Origin of the sequence: Psychrobacter sp. CAL346-MNA-CIBAN-0220 (genome assembly GCF_040309805.1) — a bacterium.
In the GTDB taxonomy this organism is placed as follows: Bacteria; Pseudomonadota; Gammaproteobacteria; order Pseudomonadales; family Moraxellaceae; genus Psychrobacter.
Genome location: NZ_JBEOPF010000009.1, coordinates 1 through 9,106 on the forward strand (window position 1 = coordinate 1; position 9,106 = coordinate 9,106).

Sequence of the window (9,106 nt, forward strand, 5' to 3'; positions counted from 1 at the left end):
ACGACACTACAAGCCAGCTTCCAGCATTGGTGGCACTGGTGAGATATTTAACCAAGAAGTAATAGGTAACACAGATAAGCCAATATTCGTGACTGAAGGAGCATTAGACGCTTTAAGCATTATCCAAGCAGGCGGAGAAGCAGTCGCTATAAATGGAGTTGGCACAAGCAAGCTGATTGAACTACTAGGAAGACATAAAGATAAGCATACTATTATATTGTCTTTAGATAATGACGAAGCAGGACGCAACGCACAAGCCAAGCTTAAAGAGCAGCTTCAGATAGTAGGCGTTACGAGCCATGATATTAATGTAAGCTTCAACAAAAAAGACGCAAACGAAGCAATAGCCACACAGCCAGACAATTTTGCAAAGCTTGTTAGAAGTATCGGAGACGAGAAGCAAGCCAAAGCTAAAGCCTACCTACAGCGAACCGTAGAGAGTAATATTAGCGACTTCTGGCAGTTTGTGAACACTAAGAGACCACCAGCTATAAGCACTGGCTTCAGCACTCTAGATAAGACGTTAAGAGGCGGACTTCGTGAAGGTTTATACTGTATTGGTGGCATTAGTAGCTTAGGTAAAACAACTTTAGCACTTCAGATAATGGACAATATCGCCAAGCAAAATAGAGACGTACTTATCTTTAGTTTAGAGATGGGAAGCCATGAGTTAAGAGCTAAAAGCATAGCCCGTGAAAGCTATGAAAAAGATGATAGATATGCTGTAACAACTCTGGAAGTATTAGACAGACAGTTAAGAGAGCAGTTAATGCCAGAGCAACAAAGCAATTCTACAGAAGCCATGCAAGCATACTGGCAATATGTTCAGAGGGTACACATACACGAAGCCGTAGGTAGATTTACGGTTAATGACATTAAGAAGACAGTAGAAGAGCATATCGAAGCCACAGGACGCACACCAGTTGTATTGGTGGACTATCTGCAGATACTACAGCCAGCCGATGCCAAACTAAGTGACAAGGCAAAGGTATCTTATGATGTTTATATGCTGAAGCAGTTAAGCCGTGATAAGCACACTCCAGTAATGGTAATAAGTAGCTTTAATCGTGGCAGCTATGGAGAAGAAGCCAGCTTCTCAAGTTTCAAAGAAAGTGGAGAAATTGAATACACCGCAGACGTGCTATTAGCTCTGCAGCTCACCGCATTAAGAACAGGTATGCCAACAGAAGAAGCACTAGAAGAAGCCTACAGACAGATAGACGTTAAGGTACTGAAGAACCGTAACGGTACGCTAGGAATAGCTAGCTTCAAAGCCAGACTTGCACATAACCACTTCAAGCAGATGGACGCAGGCGAGCTTCAAGAAGTTAAAGAGATGATAGCCAACAAGCAACGCAGAGAACAAACCAAGAAAACTAAAACTAAGTCTTATTAAGTAATGAGTTTAGCCATGATAGAAGAAGAGTTAAAAATTGATTGTCCTAGATGCGGAAACCATAGACCAATTGGTAAGAGGTTAATTAACGCTCCGCCTATGTGCTGGATATGTGAAGCCAGTGTTATCTTTTTAGCAAAGGCACGTAAGCAATGGGGCAATCGTTTTGACTACTCAAAAGAAGAGCAAGCTCCGCTATTTTTTGATTTATATTTAAAATGTAATGTCTGTAATAGTGAGTTTAAGACCAAGCCTAGCAGTCACTTAGACCAACCCTACGGAGGGTGTAAAGAGTGCAAAAGGTTAGAACGTGCGAGCAGTTTTATAGCTGAAGCTGCAGCCAAGCATGGCGAAGGGCGTTATATCTATGACCTTGATAATTACAAAGCACTCAATAAACCGATTACCGTTAGTTGCTTGTATCATGGTGCTTTTACAACGCTACCTAAGAACCATATTAGAGGACAAGGTTGTCCTGATTGCGTACCAACCATAGCTAATGGGTGGAGTAAAACGGACTTCGTAGAGAGGTGCAAATATAACAATAGAGGACGTGCTAGTTTTTACGTTATCACTTGTCATAGCCCACTACCTGAAGCTCATCGTTATTATGAGAAGCCATTCATTAAAGTTGGTATCACGTCAAAGCAGCTAAAAGAGCGATTTAGACCTAATGCCATGCCTTACTATATAGAGCCGATATTAGTATTAGAAGGAGACGCAGGCGAGGTTTACGACTTAGAAAAGACAATGCTTAAAGTTAATAAGCTTCTAAAGTATGAGCCGTTTATTCCGTTTGGTGGACAAACAGAGTGCTTTACTTCGCTAACCTTAGAAGCCAAGAAGATATTAAACCTAGTAGAATGATTATAGACAGCCCTTAAGAATAGAAGCCTTGCCGATTGTGCAGGGTTTTTTATTGTGCTAATATATACACATACACATATATATACACATACTTATAATTATACTCTATACACATAAGGCTATCACATGAACCAGCTAACCGTTAATCCAGCCAGCCAGACGCTAACCACTGTTAGTAGTCCATTCAGTGAAGAGCTATACATTCGCTTCATAGAGTTTTTAGACGTAAGACCAACGACTGCAGAGACCTACACCAAAGCATTAAAACGCTTGTTTGTTTACTTCGCTGACAATGGAGTAATGCAGCCTATCAGAGCGGACATAATCGCCTTCAGAGACGAGTTAAAAGCTACAACGAAGCCAAGCACGGTAAAGACCTATATAACAGCGACAAGGCTCTTCTTCAGATGGTTAGAGCAGGAAGGCTTATATAAGAACATAGCCGACAATATCAAAGGAGCTAGGGTAGAGCATGGACACAAGAAGGACGCTTTAACACTAGAACAGGTGAAGGACGTATTAGCTACATTCTCAAAAGATGATGATGCAGCAAAGCGTAACTACGCTATGTTCGTGTTAATGGTTACTTGTGGGCTTCGCACTATTGAAGTAGCTAGAGCAGACGTAGAGGACTTGCGGACGCTAGGAGATAAGACTGTTCTGTATGTGCAGGGCAAGGGTAAAGATGAAAAATCAGAGTATGCAGTAGTCACTAGAGACGTAGAGAAAGCCATTAGAGTTTATCTATCTACTAGAAATGGTGCAGGCGAGAAAGAACCGCTCTTCACTAGCACCAGCAATAATAGCAAAGGCAAGCGACTAAGCACTAGAACCATTAGCGGACTGGTGAAGGAGAAGCTCAAAGAAGCAGACCTTAACAGCACACGCCTAACCGCTCACAGCTTGCGACATACTGCTATTACCTTGTCATTGATAGGCGGAAGCACATTACAGGAAGCCAGCCAATTTGCCAGACACACAAACGTAGCTACTACAGAGATTTACGCTCACAACCTACAGCGTATCGCTAATCCATGCGAAGGCATTATAAGTAATAGTATCTTCAGCTAAATAAGGTTTTAGTGTATAATGAACATACACATAAGCATACACATACTTATAATATGGAAGTTTACAGATGCCTAAAGTAATAGCAGTAATTAATCAGAAGGGCGGAGTAGGTAAGACTACCACCGCTCACGCTATTGGAGCATGGTTACAGCTTAAGAAGAAGCAGAAGGTACTATTCATTGATTTAGACCAACAAGGCAACCTAACCTACGCTACGAACTCTAGCCACAGTAACTATTCAAGTCTGCAGCTTCTTATCACTGGTGAACTGGAAGCTGGCAAGATACAGCTAACTAAAGAAGGATTTAATGTTATTCCTTCAGACCCTAAGCTAGCCAATATCGACATGATATTAAACGGTACAGGTAAAGAGTATAAGTTAAAAGAAGCTCTGCAAGATTTACAGGGCTATGATTATGTAGTTATGGACACTCCGCCCAGCGTAAACGTGATTATGGTTAATGCTTTAACTGCTAGTCATTTTGCAATCATTCCAGCACAAGCCGATATATTTAGTCTGCAAGGTATCACGCAGCTAGGACAGAGCTTAGACGCTATCAAACGCTACACCAACAAAGAACTAAAGGTATTAGGTATTGTCTTAACTAGACACAATCCTAGAACCATCTTAAGCCGTGACCTTCACGAAGTCATAGAGCAAACAGCAAGCCAATTAGACACTAAAGTATATTCGCAGGTAATACGTGAGAGCGTATCGGTTAAAGAAGCACAAGCCACACGTAAAGACCTATTTACCTATGATGATAAAAGCAACGCTTCGCAGGACTACAACGACCTTATGCAAGCAATCTGGAAGGAGATTAACTAATGACAACTAAGAAGAGCTTCACACAAGCCAGCCCAGCTATGGCATATATTAATATTCCAGAAGGTGAGGTAGAAGACAAAGCAAACGAAGCACAAGCCGATACTACGAAGACTACCACCAAAGCCAAGCCTAGAGCTAAGAGCAGTAAGCAAGCGAGAAGTAAAGTTATGATTACACCCAAAGACGCAGAGACCAAAAGCAGACGAGTACAGATACTCCTACAGCCTTCTGTTTATGAAGCCGTTAAGCAGTTGGCAGAAGATAACAACACCAGCGTAAACGACACTATCAACACAATATTAAAAGCCAATACCATTGCTTAGGTTATTCCTACTGATAATCACCTTATTAATAGCTACTTCGGTTAATTAAGATTAGCGGAAGTAGAAACCAAGTGAGAAGGATAAATAGTAAAATGCGACCTATCGAAGACAAGCTTAAGTATGTGCAGTTAAGAGCAGAAGGCAAAAGTTACCGTGCTATTGCCAAAGAGATTGGTATTCACAAGGACACTTGCACCAGATGGGAAGCAGAGCTTAGAGAACAGATAGCAGAGCATAAAGAGGTTAGGTTAAAAGAGTTATACGACAGCTACCACATGACAAGGGAAGCACGGATAACACAGCTAGGAGAAGCCGTTAAGACTATCGACACTGCTATAGACACGATTGGATTAAGTGAAGCGAACCCAGAGAAGCTATTAGACTTGAAGTTAAAATACTCTGCAGCCTTGAAAGATGAATACTTGCCTATCAATACCGCCCCTTCTACCTTCATTGCTACTAATGGCGATTATATGCAGAATGTATTAGTCGCTTTAAATGACCTACTGTTAAGAGTTAGAGAAGGCGAAGTAACCACAGAGCAGGCAACCAAAGAGAGTGCGATTATCACCAACCTTTTAAAAGCTATCGAGGTTAAGGATATTAAGCATAAACTAGAGACAATAGAACTCGCACTAGAAGGACGTTAATAATGGCTTCAGCAATCAGAACCTTGTTAAAGAAAAAGAAGCTCACAGGCGAAGAGCTAGGCAGAATATTGCTTATTGATTTAGCAGACACGCAAGCAGGCAAGCCAAACCTAAGCCAAGAAGAGATAGCAAACCTTCACAAGTACATAGATAACCATACGGACGGTAAGGTATTTAATGATTACACCGACATACAGCGATACATTATCGCCTTCCAGATGGACTACCAAATAGAGTCAAGGAAGCTCGCAGTTATCTATCTTCAGCTACATAGCTACTGGACTAAAATTAAAGACGCAGAAGAAGCTTACTATGCACTTGCCACCCAGCCTAGAATTTTAACAAGGCGAGATTATGAAAAGCTCTTAAGCGAAGCTAGAGCTAGAGTAGAAGAGTATAGCTACTCCTTCATACGGTTAATGCTACACGAAGCAGAGACATACACACCTAAGTATAAAGAAGGCGAGGTTACACCATACGATGATATTTTCAAGCAGTTGGAGAAGCAGTCTATACCAACTCACATGGTAGAGAAGTACAAGGCTATCTATGCACACAACAGCACTTTAGAAGAAAACAATAAACTAGATTACTTGCACCAGTGGAAAGATGCGTATGACCCACAAGAGGCAGACGACCCAAACTCACCACTAGATTTTGTAAAAGATTATCCAGACTTCGTGCAAGCAGTCATTAGTAAATATAGCAAGCTTAAAGGCTTAGAGCGATTAGCGAAGATGGAAGAAGCGGACTATATCAGAGATGACTTAATAGACTTTAAGACAGCTTACGACCTAGATATATTGACAGCAAAAGAAAGCTACGACAAACCTAGACTAACTTTAGAGAATGGCGAAGGAAGCGACTTAACAAGCGGAGTAGCAGTTATAGAAGAAGACGTTAGCGCAATTTTTGAGCAGAATATTAAAGATGGTACTTATCACTACAAAATAGGATTAGGGGTATCTTCTTCTTTATCCGAAAACATTCTAAAAGATGAAGAGTTAATCAACAGAATAGCTCAAACTTACTATCAGTTAAAGCACTCTTTAAAGCGTATTAACGGCTTCGGTTATGGCTTAGGTAAGTTTATAGAGATAACAGGCGTTAAGGAGCTATCTGTTTTTGACTTCTCAAAAGGGCAGGTAACACATGAGAGAATAATCAGCAGTTTTGAAGGCATAGAATTCTTTATTTATCGCTATGGATTGCTAGAAGATGAAAGGTCAACAATAGAACTTAGGAAAGAAGTTAAAGCCTTATTCATGCCAGACTTTACCGAAGAGGACGTAGCTATACAGCCACATGAGCAGGCGAAGACAGAAGAGATAATCGCCAATGCTTCTAGTAAAGGAGAAGCAGTTAGATTGGTAGGTAATTACTTAACAGGACTAGAGCCATGAAGAAAAGAGAAGACTTAGAGCCAGACACTACTTCTACGCTTGATGTGCTCGCTTTTGCCAACCTTGAACCAACAGCTAAAGTTAGTCTGTATCAAGAAAAGGCAGTACCAGAGCAGAAAGAAAGTAACTTCCAGACTATCCTACGCAATGCAGGCACGGACGCTGTTAATAAAGTATCGGTATCTAAGAGCAATCTTAAGATAAAAGAGATGACCACAGGCGATGGCGTAGCACCCTTCGATGATATATCACTTACCATTAAAGGCTATTATAGCGATAAGATTAAATCCAATATCTTAGCGTCCAAGCTCTTAAATTCTGCAAATATGGAAGCACTGGCTACCAATGCAGTTGGTCAGGACTTCGTTAATAATAAGGCTATTAACTTAACGCTTTATAATATAGCCAACAGTATTGGCAGAGATATAGAAAACCGTGTTAGAAAGTCACAATTTAAGAAAGAAGTTATCGAAGCATTAAACGTATTAAATAGAATACAAATAAAGATAACCGCAGAAATGATTAGAGGTAAAGATGCACACGACAGAATAAGAGTAACTAATATCATAACTGGTTTTGACTACAGCACCAAAGGAGCAACTAAGGACACCATTACACTTTATTTTGACCCATTATTTATGCAATACCTAAGTATGGGTTACTTAACGCCTTTTAGAAAGAGCTTGCTTAAAATCACAGACGAAGCTTCCTATCGCTTCCATACAGAGCTAATGCGTTACTTCTGTATTCCTACAAATCATACTCCTAGAAAGAAAGAACAGAAGACACCAGTACAAGGTAGAATGATTAGCTTAGAAAAGGCTATAGAGTGGATTGGCACATGGCAGACGCTAGAGCAGGTAAGAGAAGGTGACAGAGCTTACAGTAGAAGCATAGTAGAGCCACTAGAGAAGATTTTAGACGATGAAAACGGAGCTATCTTAAAGTGGGAATGGTGCAAGGCTAAAGGTGAAAGATTGACCGAAGAAGAAAAAGATAACATTGCTAGATATGATTTACTGAAAGATTTATTTATAAATATTATTGAGATGAAAGATGAGCCAGACCTTATGAAAGATATTTACCCAGCCGTAGGAAGAATTATAGAGCATAAACAGAAGCAGGAAAAGAAGAGAGCCAGACGCACTACTATAGCTAAGAAAGCACAACCTACACATGAAGATAGTTAGCAGCTTAGAATACTGCTAAGAAACAACCTAAGACAACTTAACACAACCTAGATTTGAAGAAAAACAACCTAAGACAACCTAAGACAACCAAGTTTTATAAAATCATTTCATCAAACAACCTAAGACAACTTAACACAACTTAAGACAACTTAAGGCTGTTATCCAAGTGGCTTGTGTCTGTTTGTTTGGCTGTTTTATTGGATTGCAGGATAGGCGATTACCGACAAATTGACCCCATTTATCTATCGCAGGATAGGCTCACGCCGACAAGGTTATATAGTTTTGATGTTAGCTAATTAAATAAAGACTGCTTAGTTATGGCTTAAGTGAACCTATAAGAGACTTCCTTTAAACGCCAATATCATCAATAAATACTTAAAACATTGCAGTAGTCCACAGCAAAAACCCTAAAATGTTAAGGTAGTCCACAGCAAAAAAGCCCAAATGTTAAGGTAGTCCACAGCAAAAACCCTCAAATGTTAAGGTAGTCCACAGCAGACCAAACGCTACAGGCTATTAACAGCAAAGCCTACAGAGAACACCAAAAAGTCAGTTAGCTCTTAGTAAGCTATTAACTACACTTAGCCACCCCTATTGGCATAGGTGGCAAGTGATAAAATGAAGAATATCCCACCCAAAAAATCAATCGGAGAACTTCATTAATGGCTAAATTATCGCAAGCTGAAATCGACACTTTAAAAGCCAAGCTTCCAGATTATCTAGCAAGGCATGGTATTCATTTATCTGGTGACAAGAACATAGCTTGTATTAGTGGCAGTCATTCCGATAAGACCCCCAGCATGAGCTATAACAATAGCGGACACTACTTAAAGTGTTTTTCATGTGATGCACACTACGATACATTCTCCGCTTGTGAGTTAATGGAAAACTTATCGCAAGGACAGGGCATTAACCGCATTAAAGAGATTTACGGCTATGGACAAAGCACGGACAATAAGCCGACAAACAGCCAAACCATAAAACAGCCTAAGCAACACCAAGCACAAGCAGCCGAACAAATCCCAGACTATCAGAACACTACACGCCAGCCTATGCAGCCACAACAGCCACAGACACCAGTTAGAGACTTCAGAGACGTTATAGAGCAAGCACACGCTAACCTAGCTTCTAGTGAGTACCACAGAAGGCGTGGCATTAGTGACGAAGTAGCGAAGCGATTTAAGCTAGGCTACACCAATTCTAATGGCATGAATGAAGCTCTGGTTATTCCACTTAAACGCCTAGACGGTACTTACAGCTATCAGCAACGCAATACCGATACAGAAGCACCCAAAGAAAAACGACACTACAAGCCAGCTTCCAGCATTGGTGGCACTGGTGAGATATTTAACCAAGAAGTAATAGGTAACACAGATA

The 9,106-nt window shown here is 40.5% G+C and carries 9 protein-coding genes; all 9 read left to right on the forward strand.

Going from position 1 to position 9,106, the window contains the following annotated elements:
- Positions 1-1,396: DnaB-like helicase C-terminal domain-containing protein (locus AAEY88_RS12260; RefSeq protein ID WP_350562814.1), on the forward strand; the 1,396-nt coding region annotated here is incomplete at its 5' end.
- A gap of 99 nt (positions 1,397-1,495) precedes the next feature.
- On the forward strand, positions 1,496-2,263 hold the full coding sequence (locus AAEY88_RS12265; RefSeq protein WP_350562815.1) for a hypothetical protein: 768 nt from the start codon (positions 1,496-1,498) through the stop codon (positions 2,261-2,263).
- 126 nt (positions 2,264-2,389) lie between these two features.
- A complete protein-coding gene (locus AAEY88_RS12270) occupies positions 2,390-3,334 on the forward strand; it encodes a tyrosine-type recombinase/integrase (RefSeq protein WP_350562817.1) in 945 nt (314 codons plus the stop codon).
- A gap of 67 nt (positions 3,335-3,401) precedes the next feature.
- A complete protein-coding gene (locus tag AAEY88_RS12275) occupies positions 3,402-4,163 on the forward strand; it encodes a ParA family protein (RefSeq protein WP_350562819.1) in 762 nt (253 codons plus the stop codon).
- A complete protein-coding gene (locus AAEY88_RS12280; RefSeq protein WP_350562821.1) occupies positions 4,163-4,486 on the forward strand; it encodes a hypothetical protein in 324 nt (107 codons plus the stop codon). Before AAEY88_RS12275 ends, AAEY88_RS12280 begins: the two co-directional genes overlap by 1 nt.
- 92 nt (positions 4,487-4,578) lie before the next feature.
- Positions 4,579-5,136, forward strand: coding sequence for a helix-turn-helix domain-containing protein (locus AAEY88_RS12285; protein ID WP_350562823.1), 558 nt, complete (start codon positions 4,579-4,581; stop codon positions 5,134-5,136).
- A gap of 2 nt (positions 5,137-5,138) precedes the next feature.
- A complete protein-coding gene (locus AAEY88_RS12290; protein ID WP_350562825.1) occupies positions 5,139-6,539 on the forward strand; it encodes a hypothetical protein in 1,401 nt (466 codons plus the stop codon).
- Positions 6,536-7,729, forward strand: a complete 1,194-nt coding sequence (locus AAEY88_RS12295; RefSeq protein WP_350562827.1) for a hypothetical protein — start codon at positions 6,536-6,538, stop codon at positions 7,727-7,729. The genes AAEY88_RS12290 and AAEY88_RS12295 overlap by 4 nt, the downstream gene beginning before the upstream one ends.
- A 662-nt stretch (positions 7,730-8,391) precedes the next feature.
- Positions 8,392-9,106: CHC2 zinc finger domain-containing protein (locus AAEY88_RS12300; protein WP_350562829.1), on the forward strand; the 715-nt coding region annotated here is incomplete at its 3' end.